Origin of the sequence: Acinetobacter sp. CS-2 (assembly GCF_016599715.1) — a bacterium.
In the GTDB taxonomy this organism is placed as follows: Bacteria; Pseudomonadota; Gammaproteobacteria; order Pseudomonadales; family Moraxellaceae; genus Acinetobacter.
Window position 1 is genome coordinate 302,099 of record NZ_CP067019.1, and the last position, 26,647, is coordinate 328,745.

Below are 26,647 nucleotides of genomic sequence, written 5' to 3' on the forward strand. Positions count from 1 at the left end.
CTAGGTTGGGGGATACGAATGAAAAAAATGCTTATTGCGCTGAGTTTATCTGGCGCACTTTTAGGTGGTTCTGTTGCATGGGCTGAAGAAGCACTAACAGCAGCATCCACTCCTGCTGAAAATGTCGCAGCGACTGAAACGGCTGCCTCGTCTTTAACAACAAATTCTGAATTAGCTGCGGCACCTACTCCAGCTGAACAAACAGCAGCGCCTGTCGAAGAAAAACCAAAATTAGATACAGGTGACACCTCATGGATTTTAGTGTCTACAGCACTGGTTCTATTGATGACCATTCCCGGACTTGCATTATTTTACGGCGGTATGGTTCGTAAGAAAAACGTACTTGGTACCATGGCACATAGCTTTGTTGCAGCAGCCATTGTCAGTATTACCTGGGTGGTGATTGGTTATAGCCTGGCCTTTGGCAGTGGCAATGCTTTCATTGGTAACCTGGATAAAATCATGCTATCCGGCATTACCACAGATGCCTTAACTGGAACGATTCCGGAAGTTCTGTTTGTGATTTTCCAAATGACTTTTGCCATCATTACTGTAGCTATTATTACTGGTTCGATTGCAGAACGTATGAAATTTGGAGCTTTCGTTGCATTCATTACACTTTGGAGTGTGATTGTGTACGCGCCAATTACTCACTGGGTATGGGGTGGCGGCTGGTTAGCGAATGATGGCGCATTAGACTTTGCTGGCGGCACGGTAGTTCATATTAACTCGGGTGTTGCAGGTCTGGTTGCTGCATACATGCTCGGTAAACGTATGGGCTTGGGCCGTGAATCAATGGCTCCCCATAACCTGACTTTAACCGTGGTGGGCGCAAGCCTGGTATGGGTAGGCTGGTTCGGTTTCAATGGTGGTTCTGCACTCGGTGCCAACGGTTCAGCCAGTTATGCACTTATTGCTACACAAGTTGCTGCTGCCGCTGCTGCAATTTCCTGGTTAATTACTGAAAAAGTGATTCGTGGTAAAGCTTCGGTATTGGGTGGTGCATCTGGTGCAGTTGCTGGCCTGGTGGTCATTACACCAGCAGCAGGTTTCGTGACTGTAGGCGGTGCTTTAGCTATGGGCTTGATCGGTGGTGTGGTGTGCTTCTGGGGTATTACTGCACTTAAACGTGCACTGAAAGCGGATGACTCTTTGGATGCTTTTGGTCTGCATGGTGTGGGTGGTATTGTCGGTGCAATTCTGACTGCGGTATTTGCCAGTGAATTTATTATGGGTGATAAAGTGCCGACAGACATGATGCATCAATTATGGGTGCAACTTGAAGGTGTACTGGCAACTATTGCTTACTCTGCAGTATTGACCTTTATCATTCTAAAAGTGATTGATCTGGTCATCGGTATCCGTGTTGCGAGTGATGACGAACGTATGGGTCTTGACCTAAGTCAACATGGCGAACGTGTAGAATAATATAAAAACCAATAATCAATATATTGTGTAAAACAGCCCGTCAGGGCTGTTTTTTTTCCATATCTTGCGTAAGTCTCTACAAAGGGCAGAATTTTTGCTACACTCTGAATCCGATTTGATTTGTTCAATTAAACCGCTATGCACTGTCCATTTTGCAACGCTGCAGATAGTAAAGTGATCGATTCGCGTTTGGCTGCCGAAGGCTGCCAGATTCGTCGACGTCGTGAATGTATCAGCTGCGGAGAACGTTTTACTACCTTTGAAACCTATGAAGTGGTGATGCCCCGGGTGATTAAATCTGATGGTAAGAGTGAACCGTTTGACGAAGCAAAAATGCGTCGTTCCCTGATGCATGCTTTGCAAAAAAGGCCGGTGACCCAGGAACAGATTGAAACCGTACTCAGCGATATCCAATTACAGATTCGCCGTTTAGGTGAGCGCGATGTAAAATCCCGCACCATTGGCGAAATTGTGATGCAGGCTTTATTTGCCCTGGATCATGTCGCTTATGTCCGTTTTGCTTCAGTCTATCAAGACTTTCAGGATGTTGAAGCCTTCCGTCGTCAAATTGAACAGATGCAGCAGCGCGAACACTAAATCGAACACTAAGATTTTATTTTTCCAAGAGTCATGCAATGTCCGAGTTAAAAGAAGATTCCATTCAGCCAGATCAGCTTTGGATGCAACGTGCAATCGAATTGGCACGACTTGGACAATATTCCACTAAACCCAATCCCAATGTCGGCTGTGTCATCGTCAAAAATGGTCAACTGGTCGGTGAGGGCTTTCATCCGAAGGCCGGGCAACCGCATGCCGAAGTGTTTGCCATGCGCCAGGCTGGTGAACAGGCACGTGGTGCAACAGCGTATGTCACTTTGGAGCCATGTGCACATTATGGCCGTACACCGCCGTGTGCCAAAGGTCTGGTCGAAGCTGGAATTGCAAAAGTGATTGTGGCCTGTCCGGACCCGAATCCCTTAGTGGCGGGTAAAGGTGTGCAGATTTTAAAAGAGGCCGGTATTGACGTCAGTGTTGGTATTTGCGAACAAGAAGCAGAAAAACTCAATCTGGGTTTTTTAAAAACCATGGCCACTGGCATGCCTTATGTGCGTTTAAAAGTCGCTTCCAGCCTGGATGGTCGAACTGCCATGGCATCGGGTGAATCGAAATGGATTACCGGAAGCGAGGCCCGTCAGGATGTACAGCACTGGCGTGCCATTTCCGGTGTGGTGATTACTGGCATTGAAACGGTACTTGCCGATGACTGCCAGCTGAATGTGCGTCAGCTGAATGGCATTGCCGATATCAGTACGATTGTTCAGCCCAAACGTCTGGTACTGGACCGTCAGGGGCGTTTACCTCTGACTGCAAAAATACTACAGCAGCCTGAAACAGTCATGGTGATGGGACCGTTTCGTCAGGAACTGGCCGATTTAGGCGTGTTACAATTGCCAGTACAGCCTTTAAAAGACCTGCTACAGACCTTATCTACCCAATATCAAATTTATGATGTGCTAGTGGAAGCAGGGGCAACATTATCCACAGCCTTTTTGCAGCAGCAACTGGTGGATGAAATGATCAGCTATGTTGCACCGACCTTTTTAGGTCAAACCGCTCGTGCGATGTTTAATGCGGAATTCGACCGTATGGCAGAGCAACTTCGATTTAAGCTCATCGACCTGGTTCAAGTCGGGAATGATGTGCGCTTAAGGTTAATCCCTTCTCAAGAGACAGTATGAATTCAGAGTCTTCAGTTTATCATAAACGTCGTCATTCAGCACGTACTACAGATGAATACCTTTTCAACCAGCTTGTTCCGTATTTAGGCAATAAGCGCCGGTTACTGCATCTGATTTTGGAAGCCCTTGAGAGTACGGGAACCTTAAATAGCCACAATGGCCGGGCGCCGATTTTTGCTGATTTTTTCGCCGGTTCCGGCGTGGTTTCGCGTCTGGCGCGACAAAATGGCTATCGGGTCATTGCCAATGACTGGGAACCCTACAGCCATGCGTTAAATAGCGCGATTTTGTCCTGTGTCGAAGCACCGGCATTTAAAGAGTTGGGCGGCTATCAAAAAGCGATTGATTATCTGAACCGTTTGCCGGAAGTCAAAGGCTGGGTGACGCATAACCTGTGCCCGCGTAATGACGAAATCTATGATCCGACTCGCGACCGTCTGTTCTTCAAACGTCGTAACGGGATGCGTATTGATGCCATCCGTCAGCAGATTGCCACTTGGCAGGCACAAGGTGCGATTGATGATGTAGAAATGTCGGCTTTGCTGGCACCCTTGCTGTATTCGGCCAGTTTCGTCAGTAATACCTCAGGGGTATTTAAAAGCTTCCACCATGGCTGGGGCGGTAAAACCCAAACTGCTCTGGAACGGATTGAATCCTTACTCTGGCTGACCCCAAGCCGTTTCTGTGAAATCGGCGACCCGAAAAAACCGGCCGCGGAAATGTGGTGTGTTGATGCACAGCATCTGGCCAACCAGATGAGTCATTTTGAAGTCGATATCGCTTATCTGGATCCGCCGTATAACCAGCATGCCTATAGCAGTAACTATCATGTATTGAATGCCTTGACGCTGTGGGATCAGGTCGATTTGCCGAGTCCAGACACCAAAGGCTTTAAAAGCGGGATTGACCGGGCATGGCGTAAAGAACGTCCGAGCCAGTACAATTCTTCCAAGCATGCCAAAGAAGCCTATGAAAAATTATTGGCAACCATTAATGCACGTTATATTCTGACCAGCTATTCGACCGATGGGAATATTGAAGCGGGCGATTTGCTGCAGGCTAACTTGAAGCGTGGTCGCGTCACCTTGCTGACCCAAGATGTACCGCGCTACCGGGTGAGCAAGCAGCGCCAGTCAGAACGTGCACGTGTGCTAGAATTTATTGTCATCACCGATACCCATGCCAAATCGGGTCCGCCACTGCGCCAGCTCTTGGGTCAGCTGTATCATTTTGCTGAACTGGGTGGAGTAGATACGACCGGTGTAAGTACGCAACTGGCATTGTGGTAAAACAACGACAGCATTAGAGAAAAAGTTATGTTTACAGGCATTATTGAAAGTCTAGGTAAAGTGGAAAGCTTGCAAAGTGTGGGTGGTGATGTGCGTCTGCGTATTGGCACCGACCTCGACATGTCTGATGTGCATTTGGGCGATTCGATTGCCACCAACGGGATCTGCCTGACTGTGATTGAATGGGGCGAAAACTGGTATGCCGCTGATGTTTCACGTGAAAGTCTGAATCGAACTACTTTAGGCACTTGGAAAGTGGGGCAGCCGGTCAATGTGGAAAAAGCCATGTTGCCAACCACCCGTTTTGGTGGACATATTGTCAGTGGTCATGTCGATGCGGTCGGTGAAATCACGCTGGTACGTGAAGATGCGCGTTCCATTTATTATGAGGTCACGGCTCCGGCGGAAATTGCCAAATATCTGGCAGAAAAAGGCTCGGTGACGGTAGATGGCATTAGTCTGACCATTAACCACCTGCGTGGCAATATTATCAGCCTGAACCTGATTCCGCATACGGCAGAACGAACCAATATTGGCACCTGGAAAACCGGGGCGAAAGTGAATCTGGAAGTCGATGTTTTAGCGCGTTATATCGAGCGTTTAATGCTGGGGGATAAAGCTGCTGAAGTCAAAGAGCAATCCAAATTAAGCATGGCATTTTTAGCAGAAAATGGCTTCTTGAAGTAAAACATCTTAGAATAGAAAACAGTCTGATTGAAAAGTCAGGCTGTTTTTTTTGTTTTTAGTTTTTATTTTTAATAAGTTATGAAAATAATGTGGTTAAAGTGAGTAGCTGAAGATGCTTGATTTTCTAATGCATATTGAACAATGGTTGCCTACTTTGCTGGATCAGTATGGTCTGTGGATCTATGCTATTTTATTTCTGATTATCTTTGCAGAAACTGGTTCCGTATTTATGTTCTTCTTGCCGGGAGACAGCCTGCTGATTGCGATTGGTGCCCTCTGCTCAACCACAGATGTGATCCATTTAAATACCATGGGACTGTTGCTGTTTAGTGCTGCGGTACTGGGTTATATTGTCAATTATTATACCGGGCAGATTTTGGGGTTTAAGTTTTTCCATGAACATTCACGTTACTTAAAACCGGCCTATATCGTAAAAACCAACCATTATTTTACCAAGCATGGTGGTAAAACCATTTTGATGGCTCGCTTTGTTCCATTTGTACGTTCATTTGCTCCCTTTGCTGCAGGGGCAGGGCATATGAATCTCTTGAGTTTTATGCTGTATAACGTAGCCGGTGGTTTAATCTGGATTGCGGTATTATTGAGTATAGGCTACGGTGCAGGGAATATACTGGGTCTAGCGGTGGACCTGTTTTAATTTTGAATACTTTGAATTTCAGCCTCATTCCATATGCTGAAGTCAAAAAAAAGTCCACCGAAATGGACTTTTTTTTTGTCATGGCAACGAAATTAAAAAATACCTGAAGTCGCCATGCTGAAACTCAAGTGCCAGGTTTTTCCGAAGATAAATTAGAGTTCTTTAAAATATAGTCAATTTCTTCCTGACTGGCTTGATGCAACTTGGCGCGAAATACAGTCACCGCTTGCTCAATCAGCGTTTCAGCTTCCAATTCCAGACGTAAACGCAGGCTTTCCAGCTCCGATAATATTTCATGGTCAGCAATCGAGAACATGCCCTTGGCAAAATTCAAGGCCGGGCCCGCAGGGTTCTTGTGATAACGTGCAGTATAGGTTTGCATTTCGTGCTCTATATTTTGACGTATAAAAGCCAAGGTATGAACCTGCTCGGCAAATTGTCTTTCTTCGTCTAGCTGTAATGCCTGTGCATAAGCCGCCTGTTCGGCACGCTTATTTTCCAGCGACTGTTCCAAGGCACGCTGCTTGCGCAAGCGCGCTTCTTCAATCAGCTGGGCCTTACGTTCGGCATAGGCATGTTCAATCTTTTCATAAGATTGCTGCTGGGCTTCTTTGTCTTTTTCTAGCCACTTCTGAATATTGGTTTCAGGTTTGAGGACATTGCAGACGCGGTGTAGGTCATCAATAAATGCCTGACGAACAGCCTCAGGTACGTTTAACCAGCGCTGTTTAAAATCTTGACCGACATTTAATGCCACCACATCTCTCCTTATTTCCATTGATCGGCTAAAGCTTGAATGTTCGCGGCTCAATACCTAAGCGTCGATATTGTTTAAATTTTTCACGACCCAGTTGTTTTGCCGATTCATTATTTTCGATGATTTCTATAATGTGACTAAATTTATCAATCTGTTCAAGGGCTTGATTGTTAAAATTAAACACAATCCAGTCAGACTCTTGCGGCAGGCGGGATGAAATGCAAATGCTGGCCTGTTCCTGATCAATACCATGCGGAATAAAACTGCCAGGATCAAAACTCCACAACTGTTCATCAAGCTGCTGCTGCAAGTCGGTATTTTCGCAATATAACCAGATCTGTGCCGGCTGTTTCAGAATCTTGCGGCACAAACGGCAAGTGCTTTGCACTTGCCGTTCATTGCTTTTTTCAAACAGATAAAAGCTGACTTTAGCCATTCGACTGCACACGATTGGCCAGGAACTGAACCAGTAATGGCACAGGACGACCGGTTGCATTTTTGGCTGTACCTGAGTTCCATGCTGTACCGGCAACATCCAGATGTGCCCAGCGGTATTCACGTGTGAAGCGTTGCAAGAAACAAGCAGCCGTCACAGAACCGGCTTTCGGTCCACCAATATTGGCAATATCGGCAAATGGTGAATCCAACTGTTCCTGATAGTCTTCAATCACCGGCATGCGCCATACCCGGTCAAATGAAGCCTGGCCTGCAGCGGTAATTTCAGTAGCCAATTCATCATCCGGGGTAAATAAACCTGACAACACTGAACCCAAGGCCACCACGCAGGCACCGGTCAAGGTTGCAATATCAATCACCAGCGCCGGATTGAAACGCTTGATGTAAGTCAGAGTGTCGCATAGTACCAAACGGCCTTCTGCATCGGTATTTAAAATTTCCACCGTTTGTCCACTCATGGTGGTTACGATATCACCTGGACGGGTGGCATGACCTGAAGGCATATTTTCAGCAGCGGCAATGGCACCGACCACATGAATTGGCAGTTTTGCTTCACATAGCGCACGCATGGTGCCTAGCACTGATGCCGCGCCGCACATGTCAAATTTCATCTCATCCATGCCCAGACCTGGTTTCAGTGAAATACCGCCTGTATCAAAGGTGACGCCTTTACCGACCAGTACCACAGGGGTCTGTTCAGTATGGGCTTTATATTCGAGGGTAATGACACGACCCGGACGGTCTGAACCTTTGCTCACCGCCAGGAAGGCATTCATGCCCAAGTCTGCCATTTGCTGTTCATTAATCACAGTGACTTTCAGCAAGTCCGGATACTGTGCTGCCAAAGCTTGAGCCTGTTCAGCCAGATATTCAGGGAAACAGATATTACCTGGACGGTTGCCTAAATCACGGGCCAGGTTTTGACCGGATTGCACGGCATGAATCAGAGACAATTGTTGCGGGTTTAATGTACTGTTTTCGGCAATCAGATGAATTTCTTCAAGCACAAATTCATTTTTCTTCGATTTGTACTCATCAAATGCATAATTTGCCTGAGTAAGCGCCAGTGCAAATAAATAATGCTGTTCAGGGGCTAGGGCAGAAATATCAATACTGATCTGTTTGAATTTTTTTTGTGACTCTTTGATAATATTTTGTGCGATTTTTGCTAATTTGGTTGGCTGAATTTCAGCTGCTTTATCTAGGCCAATCAGCGTGGTATTGGTACAGGCAGCCACTTTGCCGATCAGGGTTAAAGATTCGCATAGACTCGCCTTGAATTGTGCTGCTTCGAATAAACTATTTAAATCATTGATTTGATAAGTGGTCGAGGCCTGTTGCAGCTGCTCGGAATCTACTAATATCAATAAACATGGGCTAGATGCATTCTCTTGGAATGACGTATTAATGGTCAGTTTCATGTGTTGTATTCATGCCTTGGAAAGATTGCAAATCATTAAACCATTGAAACATTTCTATGAATAGGGTTTCAACGCGCAACAACAGTATAGGTTTTATATTTTCACCATTCGGGTAAACTAGCGCTAGTTTTATTTGTTTCTTTTTTGGGAAGAATTAATTTGATTATTCGGCGTTATCTGGTCAAGCAAGTGCTGTCTACCTCCCTGGTGGTCATTGCTTTATTGACCTTAATCATGATGGGTGGTCGGCTGATCAAGTTTTTTGGTGTGGCGGCACAAGGTCGTTTAGATACCAGTATTTTGTTTAGCATTATTGGTTATCGACTGCCAGAATTTTTAACATTAATTCTTCCGCTCGGCTTTTTCATTGGTCTGATGCTTGTGTTTGGCCGTCTCTACGTCGATCATGAGATGGCAGTCATGAATGGTAGTGGCATCAGCCGTAATCAGTTGGGACGTTTGCTGATTCCACTGACGGTGGTTTTTCTTGCGGTTCAAACAGTATTGATGGTGTGGATGTCCCCTTGGGGACTGCGTCACTTTGAAGAACTGATCACCAATCAGGCGGTGAGAACCGGTTTCGATTTGGTTCGCCCCAAAGAATTCATTTCCTCTGGTCCCTATACTATTTATGCTGGAGATTTGTCGGAAGATCGTCACAATTTAAAAGATGTGTTTTTCTATCAGCGTGCCGAAAAACCGGGCAAACCTGATGTCATGATTTTGGCGAAGGAAGCCACCCGTGTAGATGTTGCTAATGAAACCGCCAGTATTGTGGATTTGGTAGAAGGGCGCCGTTATGAAATTTTCCCGGGAACACCAAAATATACACAAGCAGAGTTTCAATCTTATCGTTTACGTTTAGAAAGTGATCAAGAAGCAAAATTTGAAAGCGCTGAAGTGGAAGCCTTACCAATTGCCAAACTTTGGAACAACCGCAATGATCCTGTCGTTGTGAGTGAATTGGGCTGGCGTCTCTTCGTACCATTTTCCATTGTGGTTGCCTTAATGCTGGCGATTGCACTGTGTGAAGTAAGCCCGCGTCAGGGACGTTATTTAAAACTGTTCCCGGCCTTACTGATTTTTGCCAGTCTGATTGTGGCCCTGATGGCGGTCAAAACGCGCATTAGTAAAGATGAAATGGGCATCTGGGCCTATCCTTTGGTGTTGCTGGCCTATGCTGTTGCCGCAGCACTGTTTTCCCGGAAACAGAAACTGGCACCAAAAATCAAGAAACGAATTCAGCAGGTGAGGTCTTAAAATGTTAGCACGTCGAATAGTCGCCAAACATGTGACCAAAACTACGGCACTTGCCATGCTGGGTGCAACCGCAGTGCTCTCTGTTTTACAGGTGCTGTTCACCTATTTGGGTGAATTGGGTTCGCTGAACGAAAACTATGGGGCCTGGCAGGCATTTCTCTATGTATTATGGGGTGCACCGCGTTATCTCTATGAAATTTTGCCGATCTCTGCCCTGATTGGGGCGGTGCTGGGTTTAGGTACTCTGGCTTCCAATAGTGAGCTGGTGGTGATGCGCTCGGTGGGCATCAGCCTGTGGCGTATTGTGGGCTGGGTGATTCGTTCAGCGCTGATTCTGGTGGTGTTATCCTTTGTCTTAAGTGAGTGGGTGATTCCGTATACTAATGAACAGGCCAAAAGTGTCAAAGATCACCGTAGCGCCAGTGCATTGGGTGAGGTGAGGGGTTACTGGACCCGTGAAGGTCAGCGTTTTATTTATATTGATTATGCCAATGCACAAGGCCAGCTTCAGCGTGTTCAGGTGGTTGACTTTGATGACAATTATTATCTGAAAGGTGTACTGAATGCAGAACAGGGCCAGTTCATTAAAGATGGTGACTGGAAGCTGCAGCAGGCAACCCAGATGGATATTTTGCCACAAGGAAATTCTACTCTGCTACAGAGCGCACAGCTACCGCTGGCTTTAGCCCTGCAACCGAAATATGTGCATATGGTCACCATTGATCCGGAAGATTTATCTCCAAGTCAGCTGGTGAGTTTTATGAGCTATATGCATGAATATAGCCAGGTGCCGAAAACCTACCAGCTGGCATTCTGGCAAAAAGTCGGTTCGCCATTTGCCTTGATTGCCTTGGTGCTCATTGCCTGTTCCTTTATTTTTGGTCCCTTACGTCAACAGTCGATGGGTTTCCGTCTGGTCATTGCCTTGTTTATTGGCTTGGGATTCTTCTATCTGCAGGACTTTCTGGGCTATGCCAGTCTGGTCTATTCACCATCACCAGCCTGGTTCGTGTTTGTGCCGATTGTGCTGATGCTGCTGGTCGGTGGTTATTTGCTGCGCCGTGCACGTTAAACTGCTCCGACAGTGATAAAAAGAATGTGCATGATCAGCTTTAGTCATGATCTGCACATAGAGTCTTGACCGAAAATTCGGTAAGATATGACGATGAAATTGTAAACAAAAGAGTGTTCATTATGACGGATGCAACTGCTGGCAAAATCCCTCACGTATTGGTAATTATGGATGGTGTGGGTCATCGCGAAGCGGTCGAAGACAATGCTTTCCTGGCAGCAAAACGACCTAACTTAACGGCTATGCAACAAAAGCATCCACATGGTTTGATTTCAGGTTCAGGTGAAGATGTCGGCCTGCCTGATGGTCAAATGGGCAACTCTGAAGTGGGTCATATGAACCTGGGTGCAGGTCGAGTGCTGTATCAGGATTTCACTCGCATTACCAAAGACATCCGTAGCGGTGCTTTTTTTGAGCACGAAGTGCTGGTCGATGCCGTTGAAAAAGCCAAAGCCGCAAATAGAGCAGTCCATATTTTGGGCTTGCTGTCGCAAGGTGGCGTGCATTCGCATGAAGACCATATTGTAGCCATGGCTGAACTGGCACTGAAACGTGGTGCAAAAGTTTATCTGCATGCTTTCCTGGACGGTCGTGATACACCGCCTAAAAGTGCACAGCCATCTCTAGAAAAACTCGATGCATTGTTTGCCCAATATCCGGGTCAAGGCCGTATCGCCACCCTGATCGGCCGTTACTTTGCCATGGACCGTGACAACCGTTGGGATCGTGTAGAACAGGCCTACCGTCTGCTGACTGAAGGTGAAGCAGTACGTACCGCTGCAACAGCCGTTGAAGGTCTGGAACAGGCTTATGCAGCTGAAGAAAGCGATGAATTTGTCAAAGCCACCCGTATCGGTGATGTGGCGAAAATTCAGGATGGCGACAGTGTAGTGTTTATGAACTTCCGTGCCGACCGTGCGCGTGAAATCACCAAGGCCTTTGTCGAAAAAGATTTTGCTGGTTTTGAACGTAAAGTGGTTCCAAACCTGTCTAAATTTGTGATGTTGACCCGTTACCAGGCGACCATTGATGCACCTGTGGCCTACATGCCTGAAGCGCTGAAAAACTCGATTGGCGAGTATTTATCAAGTCTGGGTAAAACACAGCTGCGTATTGCCGAAACAGAAAAATATGCCCATGTGACTTTCTTCTTCAGTGGTGGTCGTGAAGATGAATATCCAGGTGAAAAACGCATTTTGATTCCATCTCCAAGCGTTGCCACTTATGACCTGAAACCGGAAATGAGTGCTTTCGAGGTGACTGATGAACTGGTTGCTGCGATTAATTCGGGTGAATATGACTTATTGGTTGTGAACTATGCCAATGGTGATATGGTGGGGCATACCGGTGTATTCGATGCCGCAGTGAAAGCAGTGGAAGCAGTAGATACATGCCTCGGTCGTGTCTATGAAGCGGTGATGGCACAAAAAGGTCATATGCTGATCACCGCCGATCATGGTAATGTAGAGCAAATGCAGGACTACCAAAGTGGTCAGGTCCATACTCAACATACCACTGAACTGGTTCCGTTTATTTATGTCGGCCCAACTTCTGCAACCATTGCTGAAGGTGGTGTACTTGCAGATGTCGCACCGACATTGTTGAACCTCATGCAAATTCCTGTACCTGAAGAAATGAAAGGTCGTAATTTGATTACTTTAAAATCATAAAAAATTTCGTATAAACAGGTGGATGGATGGCTTTACAGCGCTGGAAAAAGGTTGTCATTTTAACAACGTTATTCATGTGTGTGAGCCATTCCGCTTTTGCTGCGGTAAAAGGCAAGGGCCAGCCTGTTTTAGATTTTGATGATGAAGCTGAACAGAACTATGCTGAAGTTCCGGTGGAATCGATTCAGCAGTTCGTGCAGATTTATAGCATTGTCAAAGAAAATTATGTCGATGAAAAAAATGATGAAGCCTTATTTCAACAGGCGATTAAAGGTCTGGTCAGTGGACTCGATCGTTATTCCCGTTATTTAAGTCCAGAAGAATATAAGCAGTTATTACAATACACTGAAGGGGATATCGCCTCTGTCGACTTTGAACTGACCTATGATCCGCAATTGCATCAATGGGTCATTCAAGGCTTAAAGGAAAATGCAGATTCAACCAAGCAAGGTTTGCACAATGGGGTCAGTGTATTCAAGATTGATGACCAGGAACTGAAAAAATTCAATCATGATCAGGTGAATAGCTTGCTGAATGGTTCGATTGGTTCGACCTTAAGCTTACAGCTGGCACAAAATAGCAAGCCGTTGATTTTAGTTCGTAATAAAAAAATAGAAACCGATATTCAGGCAACCTTATTGCATAATCAGGTGCTGGTGATCAAGGTCAGGGTGTTTCAGCAAGATACAGCCAATGAAATCAAACGCTTGATTGAAGAGTATTCTTCTTCACGCTTGAAAACGGTGTTATTGGATTTAAGAAATAACCCTGGCGGATTGTTGTCCGCTGCGGTTGAATCGGCTGATCTGTTTTTGAACCAGGGAATCATTGTTTCAACCAAAAGCCGTTCCGAAGGCGACCAGCAGTTTCAGGCCCTGCCCAGTTTTGAGTTTCAGAATTTAAAGTTGGGTATTTTAATCAATAACCGTTCTGCCTCTGCCGCTGAAGTCTTTACTGCCGCGATGAAAGATCATGGCCGTGCCTGGGTGATCGGGGATAAGAGTTACGGAAAAGGGGTGGTACAAAAACTGTTCCCACTTTCCAACGGTGCAGCTTTACAGATGACGGTATCGCATTACTACACTCCTAAAGGGCAGATGATTGAAGGGGTAGGTATTCAGCCCAATCAACACTATCTGCAACATGAAATGAAAGAAGAAAACTATCTAGAACATGTTGCAGAGATCATTTTAACTCATAAATAAAACGGCCTGATCCTTAAAAAATGGTCTAGTCCTCGTCGGTATCTAAACCAAATTTTTTCAGTCGATAACGCAAGGAACGGAAAGACATGCCCAGTTTCTTGGCAGCCAGTGTTCTGTTCCAATGGGTTAAATTTAATGCATTGAGTAAAATATCTTTTTCCTCTGTACACGACAAATTTCATAGGATCCTTGTCCTATCAGGCTTTTTCTTTCTTAAAATTGCTAGCACTTTCTTAAATTCTTCTTTTTTTCCAAAACCAATCAAACGTAGAATAGCCATTTGAACATAGTCCAAACCGTAGCGAAATAAACTTACTGAAAGTCGTCCATGCTTCTTTATTTTTATCGCTTTTTTCCGATCATGTTGCCATTCACCTGTTAAATAGCACCAACAGAAACCGATAGCTAGCACTGCTATCAATTTCTTGACTCGTCTAGGGTCTGTTAAACGAGTATTTTCAAGATTGAATCCACGTCCTTTGAGACAACTAAATAACGTTTCGATTTCCCAGCGTAATGCATAATCACGAATAGCAGAAGCATTAAACATAGGAGAAACAACAAGTAAAAGCTCTCCATCTTCTAATCGTAGCGCACTAATATACAGTTTCACTCGACCAACCCAAATACGTCGTTTACGACATTCAGTTTGACCAACTTGAAGATGACGAAATAAATCACTAATTTTATGATTCTTGGCTAAGTGATTGGTCACAATAAAGTTTTTTTAACACGTATACAGAAGTTAATGTCATTTTCAATTAACCATGTAAACCATTTCTCACCGATAAATTCTCTGTCTGCAAACACATTCACAATACGATCTTTACCAAAAATGGAGATAAAGCGTTGAATCAAAGCAATACGCTCTTTTGTATCTGAATTTCCACGTTTATTGAGCAATGTCCAAACAATAGGTATCGCTATTCCACGATAGACGATGGCTAACATCAAGATATTAATATCTCGTTTTCCCCATTTCCAATTAGTTCTATCCAAAGTTAATTGGACTTTATCGAATGAAAATATATTGAAAATTAACTGAGAAATTTGACGATAATCGAAATACTGATCTGCAAAGAAGCGTTGTATACGTCGATAAAATGATTGTGGTAAGCACTTGATGGGTAAGGCTTTAGATGCAGAAGAAAGATTACATGTCTGTTTTACAATTAATGCAAGCATAATCAGTGTAAAACATTTTGCATGTGACTTGTTCCACTTTAGATATTTGTTTAAGATGAGATGTAACTCATTGAAATGTGTCATCATATTCGTCGTCAGAAAACAAGTATTATGCCATTATTTCAATGAGTTATCTTTTTTTGTCGTGTACAAAGATCTTTTTCAATATTTTCCAGATAAAGCTCCAAACCTTCATCGGGTAATTTCTTGGAAGACATCACGATGTCACTGCGCAAGCTGTGCGGGTCTTCCGTTACCTCTGGCACTGCTACAGTAGGGTAGCGTAAAGGTGCGCTTTGCAGGTGTTGCAAATCGATTCTTTCATCATCGCTTAAGGTAATGGCGCGTTCAATAATATTGCGCAGTTCGCGGACATTGCCGGGATAATACTGACTCAGTAAAAAGCTTTTCGCACGATCAGTCAGCTGTTTTTGCGGAATATCCCATTCCTGACTAATTTTCTGAATAAAGTGATGCGCCAATAAAATAATATCGTCACCGCGGTCACGCAGTGGAGGCAAGACCAGATCCATGACATGGATACGGAAAAACAAGTCCTGTCTAAAGCGGCCTTGCTGAACCAGGGCTTCCAGATCCTGGTGGCTGGCACTAATCACCCGGAAATCGACATCAATTTCACCATCTGAGCCGACTGGACGAATCCGTTTTTCCTGTACGGCACGCAGCAGTTTAACCTGCATGTTTAAAGGCAGTTCGGCAATTTCATCCAGAAACAGACTGCCGCCGTGGGCAGACTGAATTAGACCCTGTTTGTCTTGTGTAGCGCCGGTAAAGCTGCCTTTTTTATGCCCGAACAGTTCGCTTTCCATCAATTCAGTCGGAATGGCGCCGCAGTTAATGGCAATAAAAGGACCTTCATTACGGTTACTGAGGCGATGCACCAGATTGGCAATGACTTCTTTTCCTGTTCCGGATTCACCGGTAATAAAAACAGGTGCCTGAGAGCGGGCAATTTTATTTAAGGTCACCCGTAACTGTTGAATTGGCAGTGACTGTCCAATTAACAGTTTTTGCTCCAGGCTATCTTCCTTGATCTGCAAATGATCTTGTGGTTTGTTAAAGGCTTTTTGCAGGAGCTGTTCCAGATGCTTCTGATTTACGGGTTTGCTGACAAAATCGAAGGCACCGGCTTTGAGTGCTGCGATGGCGATTTCCATATTACCATATGCCGTCAGTACCGCCACGGGTACGGATGGAAAGTGCTGGTTAATCCATTCCACCAGTTGCAGTCCATTGCCGTCCGGTAAATTTAAATCGGTTAGACAGGCATCATAGCGGTATTCGGACAAGAATTTTTTGGCCTGTTCCAGACGATAGGCAATATGGGTTTTAATTCCAATACGAGATAACGACATTTGCATGAGGGTACACAAATCTTCCTCATCATCCACCAATAAGACAAGTGGTTGTTGTTCCACAATACACCCCAGCAATTTTCATTTATAAAGCAACTTGCAGGCATTCTATCCGAAAGCATGCTCCCTGTTCTTGTTTTACATAGTTCAGTTTTGCCTGATTGGCTTCACAAAAACTATGTGATAAGTACAATCCTAAACCTGTTCCTGTGATTTCGGTACTAAAAAAAGGTTGAAATAAATAAGCCAAATCCTTGGATGCAACGCCCGCGCCAAAATCACGAACATCAATACGCACATTGTTGTCATGTAAGTAAACATTCAACTCGATATGTGAATGCTCTGGTGCATTATGTCGAATGGCATTGCGAATCAGGTTAATCAGCACTTGACGAAGTTGTGCCTCGTCAAAATGCACAAAAATTTTACTTTGAACAGTATATTTAATTTGGGGCGCAATATCAGCCAAATCTTCCAGAATTAGTAGGGGAATAAACTGTTTCAACTCAATGGTTGAGGGGTGGGTTTCTTTATTGCGCACCATATTCAGCGTGTCTTGTACAATCCGGTCAATACGCTGTGTCTGCTTGGCAATCATTCGGCTCAATACCGCCTGTTGATGCGGGTCGCTATCACTCAAAAGTTCATTAGCCTGAACAATCGCGGCTAAAGGATTGCGAATTTCATGAGCAATACTGGCGGACAGTTGCCCGAGTGCCGCGAGTTTTAATTGTTGTACACGTTGATTGAGCTTGGTGGCATCCTGCAATACCAATAATGTCAGGGTTTGTTGTGGCACCATGAGTTTTTGCACTTCAATATGCATATGATAATGGCTGAGCTGTGACTCAAACTGAAATTTTTCCCCATCCCGCAGTTGATCAAATTTAAGCAATTCAAATAAATCCGGCTGAGCCTTGTATAAGGGATATTTGTCATAAGCATAGAGTGGAGGAATGCCTAAAAGCAGGCAGGCAGCCGGGTTGCTCAGCACAATATGACAGTTTTCATCTAGAACCAGATACCCCAGTTCGATCTGTTCCAGAATATAGCGATTCAGGTTTTGCAGCCGGTTTAATTCCAAAGACTGCGAAAAATTTAAATTTTCAAGCAGTTGAAAGCGTTTTACTGCAATTTGCCCACTGCCATACACCACTAAAAACAGAAAAGCCAATATCGCACTGTTGCCAATATTATTCAGTGAAGAAAAATCAAAAATACTGCCTAAAAAAAGCTGATAAATCACACTGATCACGGCAATCAGGGTAATGATCAAAGCCTTTTGGGCATCAAGTAATAACGAGGCCGCGAAGATAGTAATCACAAACAGCAAACTCAATTGCAGGTTCGGGCCATCTACCGCGAGGGTGAGCAAGCTTAAAGCAATGACATCGACAACAAATAACAGCGGGAGTTGCTGGGCAGTTTTAAAGCGTATGCTTTTGAGTATGATTAACTGGATAAAACTTGCCGATACGTAGCCGATTAGCACGTAAAGATAAAGTTGCTGATAGTGGTAATCTAGACTTAAGCGCTGATACGTGAGTAAGAAAATCAGCAGAAGACTGGTCGCAATAATGAGTCTATAGGTGCTATACCAAATACCTAAATGATATTGGTTAAACTCTAAAGTATAGCTATTTTGCGTCATGCAAGTCTTCTAGCAAGCCAAAGGGCCTTAAGGTTTAATCAGGCCATAGCGAATGGCCAGATGAGTCAATTTGACATCACTATCCAGATTCAGCTTTTCGAAGATGCGGTAGCGGTAAGTATTCACCGTTTTGACACTGACAAAAAGTTTATCGGCAATTTCCTGGGCACTAATACAATTTACCACCATCATTGCGACCTGCATTTCGCGTTCCGACAAGGCATCGAAAGGAGATTGCTGTGTGTCGGAAAGGTAAGAACTGGCCAGTTGTTCGGCAATGTCGGCACTGAAATATTTTCCGCCTTGCATGACCTTGTTGATGGCACGTACCATTTCGGAAACCGGTGCACCTTTGGTGATATAGCCTTTCGCCCCGGCTTTCAGTAATAAGGAAGGATAGGGTTCCTCCGCCAGACCACTGACGGCCAGTACTTTGGTTTCAGGGGCTGTTTGCAATAGGCGTCGGGTAGTTTCTACCCCGCCAATGCCCGGCATGTTGACATCCAGCAAAACGACATTCGGATGATGATGACGGACTAAGTTAATCGCTTCTTCACCAGATTCAGCCTGACCAACCACTTGAACATCCGCATGGTCTTCGAGCATACGGCAAATTCCGGTACGTACCAATTCATGGTCATCTACCACTAAAACTGTGATCACCTAGTTCTCCCTCATCTCAAAAAAATGCATTTTTTTGTTACATAAAGCAAAATAAGCTTGCAATGAAATGACAAAATTAGCAATCCTATTCTTTATCTTTCCATTAAATGTTATACACAATGTTGTGAGTAACAAAAAGTGTTCATATTTGTATTTAAATGTAAGCATTTTTGAGGGAATATACAAATGTATATTGCCTTCTTGAGTTGAGTAAATCACCGTGAAAAATTCGAAAAAATCTTTAATGCATGTGCTAGGCATATCGATTCTGCTAGGCATAAGTTCAACCAGTTTTGCTGAGCTGGTGATGGATGCGTCTAAAGGGGCGGGACAAGCGACGTTAAACTGGTCCTCTGAAGATGTGAGTCAATTATTAAACGGTGATGCTTCAGCTGAAGAAGTCTCTCCACAAGGTTCAACAAAAGTAACCACTTCTGTACGCAGTTCAAATGCTGCAGCTACTCATTCTGCACCCAAGGCTGTACAGATTTTAAATAATTCCAGCTATGGCAATCAGCCTTCGGTGAATGCCCGTGCTGCTTTGGTGATGGATGGCCAGACAGGTGAGGTTTTATACAGTAAAAATAGTAATACTGCCTTTCCAATTGCCTCTCTAACCAAGCTGATGACTGCTGTGGTCATTGCTGATGCGCGTTTAAACATGTCTGAGACAATTACCTTACAACAGGCTGACTTTTCTTGTTCAGGCTGTAAGAGTTCAAGCTCAACGCTCCGTGCGGGTGATAGCATGAATCGTGCTGAAGCTTTACTGTTTGCTTTAATGAAGTCTGAGAATCCAGCTGCTTCTGCATTGGCACGTACTTATCCAGGGGGACGTTCGGCTTTCATCGCAGCGATGAACAAAAAAGCCAAAGCACTTGGAATGAATTCAACCCATTATCTGGAGTCAACAGGTTTGAACCCGGGCAATGTGTCTTCAGCACGTGACCTTGGTATTTTGGTCAATACTGCATCGCAATATGGTTTGATTCGCCAGTTCTCGACCACTCCAAGCTATGACTTTAACCTTGGTTACCGGGTATTGAAATCTAATAATACCAATGCGTTAGTCCGTAATGGTGGCTGGAATATCAATATTTCCAAAACCGGTTATATCAATGAAGCAGGACGTTGTGTAGCCATGCATACCACTTTAAATAACCGTCCGGCTGTGGTTGTACTGCTTGGAGCAGATTCTTCTGCCGCACGTACCAATGATGCCACCCGTTTAATGACTTGGGTTAGCCAGTTACCCAAGCGTATTTAAGGCTGAATTTGGAGAAGTCTTCAAATCTACTCAACGTTTGAATGCTTCTAAATGAAAAAACCCTGCGATTGCAGGGTTTTTTTTCTTCGGTCTAAATATGCATTACATATTAGAAAGAATAGAGTCTTTCACTTGATCCATAGAGGCATCGATAGACAACATTACGGCATCAGAACATTGTTTGATTGCTGTATCAGGGTCTTTCAGGCCATTACCGGTTACTGTACATACGATAACAGAACCTTCAGCAATTTTACCTGCTTTAATGTCACGAATCGCACCACCGATAGACGCTGCAGAAGCAGGTTCTACGAATACACCTTCATACATCGAAAGTAAGCGTTGCGCTTCTAAAATTTCCGTATCAGTCAGTTCATCGAACCAGCCTTTTGAATCACGTACCACCGCTTTGGCATGATGCCAGCTTTGCGGGTTACCAATACGAATCGCTGTAGCTACAGTTTCAGGGTTTTCAACCGGTGCACCACGCAGGAACGGCGCAGCACCAGATGCCTGGTAACCGACCATGGTTGGCAAGCCTTCAGGTTTAGGACCGGTGAACTGATCAGTTGCAGCATCATAAACCACCTGTTCAAACTGCTCTTTAGGCTGGTTGGCAACAGCTTCGGTATAACCCATCCAGTGAGCCGTGATGTTACCTGCATTACCCACTGGCAAGCAGTGGTAATCAGGCGCACGACCTAACTCATCCACGATTTCATAAGCAATGGTTTTTTGACCTTGCAAACGGTAAGGGTTGATTGAGTTTACAATCGTCACAGGTGCTTGGTCAGCCACTTCTTTGACCAGACGCATACCGTCGTCGAAGTTACCGCGGATTTGCATGGTGACAGCACCATACATCATCGCTTGTGCCATTTTGCCCATGGCAATTTTGCCTTCTGGAATGAGCACAAATGCTTTGATACCAGCACGGGCAGCATAAGCGGCTGCAGCAGCAGAAGTGTTACCGGTAGAAGCACAGATAATCGCTTTAGAGCCTTCTTCAACTGCTTTAGTAACCGCCATGGTCATACCACGGTCTTTAAATGAACCAGTCGGGTTTAAGCCCTCGTACTTCACATAAATTTCAACATTTTTGCCAATAATGCGTGGAATGTTCTCAAGCTTGATCAGTGGCGTATTCCCTTCGCCTAAAGAGATTGCGCGAGTAGTTGCAGACACTGGTAAACGGTCGCGATAGCGGTCAACTAAACCAGTATAACGATTGGCATTAGACATGATGATGTTCCAATTGTGTGTAGAGCTTGGCAAGGGGAATACTCCCCTCAACCCGATTAATTATCAAGCGATTCTAAACGAATTCGTACAATTTCGCCATGAATGACGGGCAATGCTTGAATTTGCTGAAGGGCTTCATCCATTTTTGATTCCTTGACTGGATCAGTCAGAATCACGATAGGAATAAGGTCTTTTAAGCGCGGCTGTTGCATGATCGCGTCAATGCTAATACCGGCACGGCTTAAAATGGTGGTGACATCTGCCAGAACACCTGTTTGATCTTCGGCATTAATGCGGATGTAATAGCCCGTGGTCATTTCTTCACGCGGCAGAATTGGCAAATCTGTCAAAGCTTCAAAAGCCAGCTGTGGAATGGTTCCGGCACCATCTTCGGTATAAATAATATCACGGACAATATCCACGATGTCTGCGACTACCGCAGAAGCAGTAGGGCCAGCACCTGCGCCAGCACCATAATACAGTGTTGGACCAACCGCATTGGCTTGAACCAAGACTGCATTTTTCACGCCATTAACATTGGCAATCAGTTGATCATCTGGAATTAAAGTAGGATGAACACGTAATTCAATACCAGATGCAGCACGACGGGCAATTCCCAGGTGCTTGATACGGAAGCCTAGGTCTTCGGCATATTTCACATCTTGGGCAGTCACTTTGCTGATGCCTTCAGTAAATACCTTGTCGAACTGTAGCGGAATACCAAAGGCACATGAAGCCAGAATCGTCAGTTTATGTGCAGCATCAATACCTTCAACGTCAAAGGTTGGATCTGCTTCGGCATAACCCAGCTCTTGCGCTTCTTTCAGCACGTCTGCAAAAGCACGCCCTTTTTCACGCATTTCACTTAAAATGAAGTTGCCTGTACCGTTGATGATGCCCGCTAGCCATTCAATCTTGTTGGCAGCCAAACCTTCACGAATGACTTTAATAATTGGAATACCACCAGCAACGGCGGCTTCATAGGCAATTTGCACGGCATGGTCTTCGGCTGCTTTAAACAGCTCATTGCCATGTTCAGCGAGCAGGGCCTTGTTAGCTGTCACAATGTGCTTGCCGTGTTTCATCGCTTCCATGATGACTTCATAAGCAGGGTGAATGCCGCCCATGACTTCTACCACGACATCGACATCCGGTTGACGAACAATATCGAGCAGATCAGCACTTTGTTTCACCGAAGCAGGCAAATCCAGATCAGGACGAGGGCGACGAGTACCGACATGGGTAATCTCAATTTCACGACCGGTGCGACGCTTAATCTCAGCAGCATTTTCTTTTAGTAGTTTAAGGGCACCACCACCCACAGTACCTAGACCGAGGATTGCCAGACGAACTGGTTTCACGTCACACTCCAAATATGTATTCAACTTTAAGCGAATCTAGATCATAGCTAAAAAAACGGCCAGACTCTAGGGCAGAAATCACTTTATCTCTACCTATTAAATTTAGTAGATGAACTGATAAAAATTAGTTATTTAAACGCTCTACCAATTCTTCAGGCGAGAGATATCCACCCAGATAAACGCCCTCGCTGTTATAAATGGCCGGAGTGCCGTTGACGCCCATATTTAGCCCCAGCTGATATTGATCTCTGACCGGATTCTTACAGGTCGCTGGAGCAAGCGGTGCCCCGGCAATCGCCTGATTAAAAGCCGCCTGACGGTCTGCACTACACCACACGCTTTCCATGGCTGGCATGAACTGTTCGCCACGTGGCCAAGCGATATAGCGTACTTCGATGCCCTTGGCATTAATTTCGCTCATATGCTCATGCAGTTTATGGCAATATGGGCAACTGGCATCGGTAAACACATACACGACATGTTTGGTTTCGCCTTGGGCTTTATAAACCAGCAAATCTTCGACTTTTAAGTTAGCCAGCAGCTTTTTATTAGCTTCAGATTGCAGGTTTTCACTGACATTGTGAATTTTACTGTCACCTAAACGCAGCACATCACCCTGAATAATGTATTTGCCGTCGGCTGTTGCATATACCGAAGGCATGCCTTCCAAGTTGACCCAATACAGATTGGGAACTTCAGTCGCTTTAATATTTAAAATCTTGGCATTGATATTGGCTTTCTTAAAATGCTGCTGCAGCGTGTTTACCAGACGTTGCTGTGCATTGCGTTCCGAAAGGTTCGAGGCCTGGCCGGTGGCTGGGGCACTCGCGGTTAAGGTATTTTGCTTTTTTTCATCGTTATTTGCATTGGAACAGGCAGTAATGGCTAAGCTGCTGGCCAAAGTACAGGCCAGAAAAACTTTTGAACGGGTAAATGACATAAATAACCCTTTTTGTAGGTATAAAGACAGGTGCCTAAGCATAACAAAAAAGCGTCTTGCTGGTTAAACTTCTTGGTCTTAGATATCGGATATCAAAAATTAGGCACGCGGGTGATAAGTGGCATGCAATTGCTGCATGCGAACCTGAGCCACATGGGTATAAATTTGTGTGGTCGATAAATCACTATGACCAAGCAGCATCTGCACCACACGCAAGTCGGCACCATGATTGAGCAAATGGGTGGCAAAGGCATGGCGTAGGGTATGCGGCGAAAGTTCGGTTTGAATACCTGCTTGCAAGGCATAGCGCTTAATGGCATACCAGAAATTCTGCCGGCTCATGATGCCGCCATGCTGGGTTAAAAAGACATAGTCAGTGGCAGTTTTATATAAATGGGAACGCGCTTCATTAAGATACTTTTCAATCCATTCGCAAGCGACTTGTCCCAAAGGCACCAGACGTTCCTTGTTACCTTTACCGACAATGCGCAAATAACCTTGTTTTAAATTAATCAGTTCCAGTCTTAAATTGAGTAATTCAGATACCCGCAAGCCGCAGGCATAGAGGACTTCAAACATGGCCCGGTCGCGTAAGCCCAGAGCCGTATTAATGTCTGGAGCGTTAATGAGGGCTTCAACATCGGCTTCAGATAAATCTTTAGGCAAGGCCCGGCCAATCTTAGGTGTTTTATGGGTTGCAACAGGATTATCGCTACGTAATTTTTGTTCACGTAAAAATTTATAAAAGGATCGCAGTGCAGAAAGTGAGCGGGCAATCGAGCGCGGACTTTTGCCCTGTTTGGTCAAATTCAATAAAACATCGGAGATGTCATCACTATTCCAGTCTGGCATTGAAACCGCATGACATTCACTACATTGAATTAAATCAGATAGATAAGCATTACGCGTATGCGGACTGACGGTTTGAGCAATTAAATAATCTCGAAACCCCTGTAAAAAACTTAAATGTTCAGGAATATTTACCGGTGCAGGAATACGAGGCTTTTTATTGAGCATGTCACTTCTACATTGAATGAAAAATCCAAGTTTTTCTTGGTGTTGATCAATGTAGACCAATTTTTTTGCAATGTCGAACGCTACAGACAAGATGAGAATTGGAATCAAACCTTACTTGGTAATTATTCTCATTTGTTTGTATACTGTAGCAAATATTTTAGGGTTAGATGCGGTGCGATTATCTGATTTGAAAGTGAAACAAACGGCCATCATTCGCAAAGTCAACCGTACTTTGAATGGTGATACAGCTCAGACTGATCTGGTGGCGAGTCGTTTGGAAACTTTGGGCTTTGTACCGGGAACAAAAGTTCAGGTCATTACCAAAGGTATTTTTGGTGGTGATCCTATCCTGATACAGGTGGGGTTTACCCGTTTCGCACTGCGCAAAGTTGAAGCTGAAAAAATTGAAATTGAAGAGGGGATCACTGCATGAGTGATGCGCTACGTATTGCCCTTGTAGGTAACCCGAACTGCGGTAAAACATCATTATTCAACCATTTAACCGGAACACGGCAGAAGGTTGGTAACTATGCTGGGGTCACGGTTGAACGTAAAGTAGGGCAGTTTATTTTACCTTCGGCTCGTGCGGTTCGTGTACTGGATTTACCTGGGACCTATAGTCTGAATGCCACTAGTCCGGACGAAGCCATTACCCGCGATGTGGTGCAAGGCAAAATTGCAGAAGAAGGTCAGCAAGATGCCTTTCTATGTGTAGTCGATGCAACTAACCTAAAATTGCATCTCGGTTTGGTTCTGGAAATGATTGAGCTGGGCCGTCCGATTTTACTGGTCTTAAATATGATGGACGAAGCACGCCGCCGTGGCATGCAGATCAACACGCAAAAACTATCGCAACGTTTAGGCATTCCTATGGTAGAAACCGTTGCAGTACGTAATGCAGGGATTGAAAACCTGATGGGTGCACTGGATGCGGAAACGTTTAGAACGCCCAATGCTGAACTGAGTGATGTCAAAATTTCGGGTTCAAATCATGAAAAAATTGCTCAGCTGCTAAAAGATGTGGTGGTTTTTGTTGACCATGAAGACAAACGCTCTGATTTTCTGGACAAGATATTTTTACATCCGGTGGGGGGGCTGGTCAGTCTGGCCGTGATGATGTTTATTGTGTTTCAGGCGGTATTTGCCTGGGCTGCACCATTCATGGATGGCATTGAACGCTTTTTTGGCTGGCTGGGTGAAGTGGTCAGTGCACAGATTTCTCATCCCTTACTCAACAGTCTGGTGGTGGATGGCATTATCGCCGGTGCCGGTGGTGTGGTGGTGTTTCTGCCCCAGATTTTAATCCTGTTCTTTTTCATTTTGGTGCTGGAAGAATCGGGTTACCTACCGCGTGCGGCATTTTTGCTGGATAAGCTGATGTTTAAAGCCGGTCTTTCAGGTCGTGCTTTTATTCCGCTATTGTCCAGCTTTGCCTGTGCGGTGCCGGGCATTATGGCAACCCGCAGCATCAGTGATCCGCGTGACCGTTTAACCACGATTTTTGTGGCACCGTTGATGACCTGCTCGGCCCGTTTGCCGGTCTATGCCTTGCTGATTGCCGCTTTCATTCCGGAAAAAATGGTTTGGGGTATATTCAATTTACAGGGTTTGGTGCTGTTTGGCTTATATATGGCCGGGATTGTTAGTGCCTTGATTGTGGCGACCGTGCTGAAATTTTTCCAGAAAGACAAGTCACAGCATATGTTGTTAATGGAGTTGCCAAGCTACCGTTTTCCTGATGTCAAAAGCGTTTGGATTGGTCTCCTGGATCGCGCCAAAATCTTCCTGAAACGTGTCGGTGGCATCATCTTCGCCCTGTCCATTTTACTGTGGTTCCTGTGTACATTCCCGCAAGCGCCGGACGGTGCAACTGCCCCGGCAATTGATTATTCCTTTGCCGGAATGCTGGGTCATGTGATGCAGCCAATTTTTGCCCCACTGGGCTTTAACTGGCAAATCTGTATTGCTTTAATTCCTGCAATGGCGGCTCGTGAAGTGGTGGTGGCAGCACTCGGTACCGTATATGCACTTTCTGCGGTAGATGAAGATGCCATGTCACAGGGTCTGGCTTCTATTATCGGTGGCACAGGTGAATTGGGCTGGTCATTGGCGACAGGTTTGTCATTGCTGGTGTGGTTTATCTATGCACCGCACTGTCTGGCCACTCTAGCGACGGTGCGCCGCGAAACGGGGTCGTGGAAAACCATGTCTTTAATGACCCTGTACCTGTTTGGTCTGGCATATCTGATGTCATTCCTGACCTATCAAATTGCTTCACATTACTTTGGATAGTGTGATTTAAG

General features: G+C 44.9%; 23 protein-coding genes and 2 pseudogenes. 13 read left to right on the top strand and 12 right to left on the bottom strand.

The window, feature by feature from the left end; translation table 11 throughout:
• Positions 1 to 18 precede the first annotated feature (18 nt).
• The 6 genes from amt (at position 19) to JFY49_RS01405 (ending at position 5,801) form a co-directional block, all read left to right on the top strand.
• The gene (gene amt / locus JFY49_RS01380) at positions 19 to 1,428 is read left to right on the top strand and encodes an ammonium transporter (RefSeq protein WP_086195164.1); all 1,410 of its coding nucleotides are present in this window, start codon (positions 19 to 21) and stop codon (positions 1,426 to 1,428) included.
• A 138-nt stretch (positions 1,429 to 1,566) separates the two neighbouring features.
• A complete protein-coding gene (gene nrdR, locus JFY49_RS01385) occupies positions 1,567 to 2,025 on the top strand; it encodes a transcriptional regulator NrdR (RefSeq protein WP_086174158.1) in 459 nt (152 codons plus the stop codon).
• 38 nt (positions 2,026 to 2,063) lie between these two features.
• Complete coding sequence (gene ribD, locus JFY49_RS01390; RefSeq protein WP_086195165.1) at positions 2,064 to 3,167, top strand: bifunctional diaminohydroxyphosphoribosylaminopyrimidine deaminase/5-amino-6-(5-phosphoribosylamino)uracil reductase RibD; 1,104 nt, start codon at positions 2,064 to 2,066, stop codon at positions 3,165 to 3,167.
• Positions 3,164 to 4,456, top strand: a complete 1,293-nt coding sequence (locus JFY49_RS01395; protein WP_086195166.1) for a DNA adenine methylase — start codon at positions 3,164 to 3,166, stop codon at positions 4,454 to 4,456. Before ribD ends, JFY49_RS01395 begins: the two co-directional genes overlap by 4 nt.
• A gap of 27 nt (positions 4,457 to 4,483) precedes the next feature.
• A complete protein-coding gene (locus JFY49_RS01400) occupies positions 4,484 to 5,143 on the top strand; it encodes a riboflavin synthase (protein WP_086195167.1) in 660 nt (219 codons plus the stop codon).
• 112 nt (positions 5,144 to 5,255) lie between these two features.
• Positions 5,256 to 5,801, top strand: coding sequence for a VTT domain-containing protein (locus JFY49_RS01405; RefSeq protein ID WP_086195168.1), 546 nt, complete (start codon positions 5,256 to 5,258; stop codon positions 5,799 to 5,801).
• Between the two features lie 124 nt (positions 5,802 to 5,925).
• On the opposite strand, the gene JFY49_RS01410 is transcribed toward JFY49_RS01405, so the two are convergent.
• From JFY49_RS01410 to JFY49_RS01420, 3 genes are read right to left on the bottom strand one after another with little or no spacing between them, the layout of a single operon-like run.
• On the bottom strand, positions 5,926 to 6,561 hold the full coding sequence (locus JFY49_RS01410) for a hypothetical protein (protein ID WP_227609515.1): 636 nt from the start codon (positions 6,559 to 6,561) through the stop codon (positions 5,926 to 5,928).
• Positions 6,562 to 6,586: 25 nt separating this feature from the next.
• Positions 6,587 to 6,994: a DNA polymerase III subunit chi gene (locus JFY49_RS01415; protein ID WP_086195170.1), complete on the bottom strand. Its 408-nt coding sequence runs from the start codon at positions 6,992 to 6,994 to the stop codon at positions 6,587 to 6,589.
• Positions 6,987 to 8,435, bottom strand: coding sequence for a leucyl aminopeptidase (locus JFY49_RS01420; RefSeq protein ID WP_200223533.1), 1,449 nt, complete (start codon positions 8,433 to 8,435; stop codon positions 6,987 to 6,989). The genes JFY49_RS01415 and JFY49_RS01420 overlap by 8 nt, the downstream gene beginning before the upstream one ends.
• 159 nt (positions 8,436 to 8,594) lie before the next feature.
• On the opposite strand from JFY49_RS01420, the gene lptF reads away from it, so the two are divergent.
• From lptF to JFY49_RS01440, 4 genes are all read left to right on the top strand, one after another.
• Positions 8,595 to 9,695 carry an LPS export ABC transporter permease LptF gene (gene lptF, locus JFY49_RS01425; protein ID WP_086195172.1) on the top strand — a complete coding sequence of 367 codons (1,101 nt, stop codon included), beginning with the start codon at positions 8,595 to 8,597 and terminating at the stop codon, positions 9,693 to 9,695.
• A gap of 1 nt (position 9,696) precedes the next feature.
• Positions 9,697 to 10,767, top strand: coding sequence for an LPS export ABC transporter permease LptG (lptG, locus tag JFY49_RS01430; RefSeq protein ID WP_086195173.1), 1,071 nt, complete (start codon positions 9,697 to 9,699; stop codon positions 10,765 to 10,767).
• A gap of 122 nt (positions 10,768 to 10,889) precedes the next feature.
• Positions 10,890 to 12,437, top strand: coding sequence for a 2,3-bisphosphoglycerate-independent phosphoglycerate mutase (gene gpmI, locus JFY49_RS01435; protein WP_086195174.1), 1,548 nt, complete (start codon positions 10,890 to 10,892; stop codon positions 12,435 to 12,437).
• A gap of 26 nt (positions 12,438 to 12,463) precedes the next feature.
• Positions 12,464 to 13,642, top strand: a complete 1,179-nt coding sequence (locus tag JFY49_RS01440) for a S41 family peptidase (RefSeq protein ID WP_200223534.1) — start codon at positions 12,464 to 12,466, stop codon at positions 13,640 to 13,642.
• A 25-nt stretch (positions 13,643 to 13,667) separates the two neighbouring features.
• On the opposite strand, the pseudogene JFY49_RS01445 reads toward JFY49_RS01440, so the two are convergent.
• From JFY49_RS01445 to JFY49_RS01465, 5 genes and pseudogenes are all read right to left on the bottom strand, one after another.
• A pseudogene (locus tag JFY49_RS01445) lies at positions 13,668 to 13,802 on the bottom strand (helix-turn-helix domain-containing protein); the annotation flags it as partial.
• Positions 13,803 to 13,820: 18 nt separating this feature from the next.
• Positions 13,821 to 14,911 (bottom strand): IS4-like element ISAba33 family transposase gene (locus JFY49_RS01450; protein ID WP_107010211.1). Its coding sequence is split into 2 segments (ribosomal slippage): positions 13,821 to 14,371 and positions 14,371 to 14,911, totalling 1,092 coding nucleotides; the frame shifts between segments, so codons are not numbered across the junction.
• A gap of 41 nt (positions 14,912 to 14,952) precedes the next feature.
• Positions 14,953 to 16,269: pseudogene (locus JFY49_RS01455) on the bottom strand (sigma-54-dependent transcriptional regulator); the annotation flags it as partial.
• A gap of 19 nt (positions 16,270 to 16,288) precedes the next feature.
• On the bottom strand, positions 16,289 to 17,854 hold the full coding sequence (locus JFY49_RS01460) for a sensor histidine kinase (RefSeq protein ID WP_086195177.1): 1,566 nt from the start codon (positions 17,852 to 17,854) through the stop codon (positions 16,289 to 16,291).
• Between the two features lie 27 nt (positions 17,855 to 17,881).
• Entirely contained in the window at positions 17,882 to 18,517 is a 636-nt protein-coding gene (locus JFY49_RS01465) for a response regulator (protein WP_086195178.1), read from the bottom strand.
• Positions 18,518 to 18,737: 220 nt separating this feature from the next.
• Here JFY49_RS01465 and JFY49_RS01470 point away from each other — a divergent pair, with 220 nt between their 5' ends.
• Positions 18,738 to 19,784, top strand: a complete 1,047-nt coding sequence (locus tag JFY49_RS01470) for a serine hydrolase (RefSeq protein ID WP_143222643.1) — start codon at positions 18,738 to 18,740, stop codon at positions 19,782 to 19,784.
• Positions 19,785 to 19,886: 102 nt separating this feature from the next.
• Here JFY49_RS01470 and thrC read toward each other — a convergent pair whose 3' ends face one another.
• The 4 genes from thrC to xerD form a co-directional block, all read right to left on the bottom strand.
• Positions 19,887 to 21,026: a threonine synthase gene (gene thrC, locus JFY49_RS01475; protein WP_086195181.1), complete on the bottom strand. Its 1,140-nt coding sequence runs from the start codon at positions 21,024 to 21,026 to the stop codon at positions 19,887 to 19,889.
• A 56-nt stretch (positions 21,027 to 21,082) separates the two neighbouring features.
• Positions 21,083 to 22,387, bottom strand: a complete 1,305-nt coding sequence (locus tag JFY49_RS01480) for a homoserine dehydrogenase (RefSeq protein WP_086195182.1) — start codon at positions 22,385 to 22,387, stop codon at positions 21,083 to 21,085.
• A 124-nt stretch (positions 22,388 to 22,511) separates the two neighbouring features.
• Positions 22,512 to 23,327 carry a DsbC family protein gene (locus JFY49_RS01485; RefSeq protein ID WP_086195183.1) on the bottom strand — a complete coding sequence of 272 codons (816 nt, stop codon included), beginning with the start codon at positions 23,325 to 23,327 and terminating at the stop codon, positions 22,512 to 22,514.
• A gap of 99 nt (positions 23,328 to 23,426) precedes the next feature.
• Complete coding sequence (gene xerD / locus JFY49_RS01490; RefSeq protein WP_086195418.1) at positions 23,427 to 24,344, bottom strand: site-specific tyrosine recombinase XerD; 918 nt, start codon at positions 24,342 to 24,344, stop codon at positions 23,427 to 23,429.
• 172 nt (positions 24,345 to 24,516) lie between these two features.
• Between xerD and JFY49_RS01495 the strand changes: the two genes are divergently transcribed.
• A complete protein-coding gene (locus JFY49_RS01495) occupies positions 24,517 to 24,777 on the top strand; it encodes a FeoA family protein (protein ID WP_086195419.1) in 261 nt (86 codons plus the stop codon).
• Positions 24,774 to 26,636, top strand: a complete 1,863-nt coding sequence (gene feoB / locus JFY49_RS01500) for a ferrous iron transporter B (protein WP_086195184.1) — start codon at positions 24,774 to 24,776, stop codon at positions 26,634 to 26,636. The genes JFY49_RS01495 and feoB overlap by 4 nt, the downstream gene beginning before the upstream one ends.
• Positions 26,637 to 26,647: the final 11 nt, after the last annotated feature.